Source organism: Pseudomonas sp. Pseusp88 (assembly GCF_047303955.1).
Classification (GTDB): domain Bacteria; phylum Pseudomonadota; class Gammaproteobacteria; order Pseudomonadales; family Pseudomonadaceae; genus Aquipseudomonas.
The window spans coordinates 1-1,408 of the sequence record NZ_JBGLYM010000081.1 but is presented as its reverse complement, the minus strand read 5'-3'; the positions used below and the strand labels follow the sequence as shown (position 1 = coordinate 1,408).

General features: G+C 52.6%; 2 protein-coding genes. Both read right to left on the bottom strand.

Translation table 11 applies throughout. From position 1 onward, the window contains the following. Positions 1 to 331 precede the first annotated feature (331 nt). Positions 332 to 544: a DUF3077 domain-containing protein gene (locus ACCD02_RS32530; RefSeq protein ID WP_413310702.1), complete on the bottom strand. Its 213-nt coding sequence runs from the start codon at positions 542 to 544 to the stop codon at positions 332 to 334. Between the two features lie 469 nt (positions 545 to 1,013). Next, on the bottom strand, positions 1,014 to 1,286 hold the full coding sequence (locus ACCD02_RS32525; protein WP_413310700.1) for a hypothetical protein: 273 nt from the start codon (positions 1,284 to 1,286) through the stop codon (positions 1,014 to 1,016). Positions 1,287 to 1,408 lie beyond the last annotated feature (122 nt).

Below are 1,408 nucleotides of genomic sequence, written 5' to 3'. Positions count from 1 at the left end.
TTCGCGAAAGCTTTATTCCGGACGCCGCCAATGTGTTGGATGTACTGGCCCCTTCGCGGATGAATCCGCTCCCACAACATCTACACCTCATTAGAACCGATGGCGATGCAACTGCCTGAATCGGCCAGGTAAATCGCTGGCCGCAACACCTAACGCAGACAGAGCCAATTCATTCGCAAAGGGGCCAGTACATCCGACGCATTTGTAGGGGCTGAGATACCGCCTTCGCGAATGAATTCGCTCCCACAACGTTACGGTGATTCAATGGGTTTTACGTTGTTTGTTCCTACGACAGCGCCGTGTCAGAGACGCTGCGGCAGGCTTATCGTAGTCAGCAGCACTCGACATGAGCCAGTGAACCATCCACCTCGCTTTTGAGTTGCTCGATCAGATACAGCATCGAGAACACCAGGTCGCGTTGCGAACCGCTGAGGCTTTCGCCGGTTTCATAGGCGATAGCAGCCAGATAGCGCAGCCGGTCGGAGGAATGCAGCAGGGATTTTTCGAGTGAAAATGGGGATGTTTCGGACGTAGGAATATTCATTAGAAAGAGCCTTGCAGGTAAGGCCACCAAATGCTGGCTGCTAAACAAACACGAGGGTGGCGACTTTGACGCGGGTTAGCAGACCGGTGCTCCTTCCAATACCCGGCGCACTCGAAAGTGCCCCACGCAAAGCCGCCATTAAGACGTTTGCACGCATAGAAGAAAGCAAAAAGAGGCTGCTAAACCCGATCGCTGATATTCAACGACCGGAGCAGCCTAAAGAGCGAATCTGCCTCATGCAAGAGGGCGGGATTCTCTCGGAAAGTTCATACGAAAGATACAGAAGGGTCTGTCGAATATGGGGCGGTTTTGTTAGCGAAAGTAAATTTCTGATGTTGTTGTAGGAATAAGTTACTACATGTTGTAGGTGGTTTCTGGAGTTGTAGCAATACCGATTTTGCTGCAGTGATTTTTTGAGATGGATTCAGTAGTTTAGATATTGATCCAGATCTGCCGCAGGCGATATTGCTCAGCGCCGGTATGGGGCAAAATCTGCCAGGCGATATTGACCGCCAGCGGTACTGGTTAATGTGCCGAGCTGATTCGGGTCGACCCAATTGCCCTGGAGGAACTGGTGGTCGACATGATTGTTCGCGACCTGGCGATCCTGCCCGGATAAATGCATGTTTTCGAATATCGCCTGTTGCAGGCCCACGGCCATGCCCGCCAGGTCGGCGGGTAAGTGGATCTGTACCCAGAAACCTGTCAAGGCTCTCGGGTTGCGGTGACCGGGGTACTGCACGGCCCTGCCCACCACACTGGGGGCTTTGCAGGGTTCTTGACAGAGCCACAATTAGTCCGTGCTCATCGGCACATTAACCTTGGCCCGAATAAAAGGTACATCAGGAGACAAATATGGCTTGA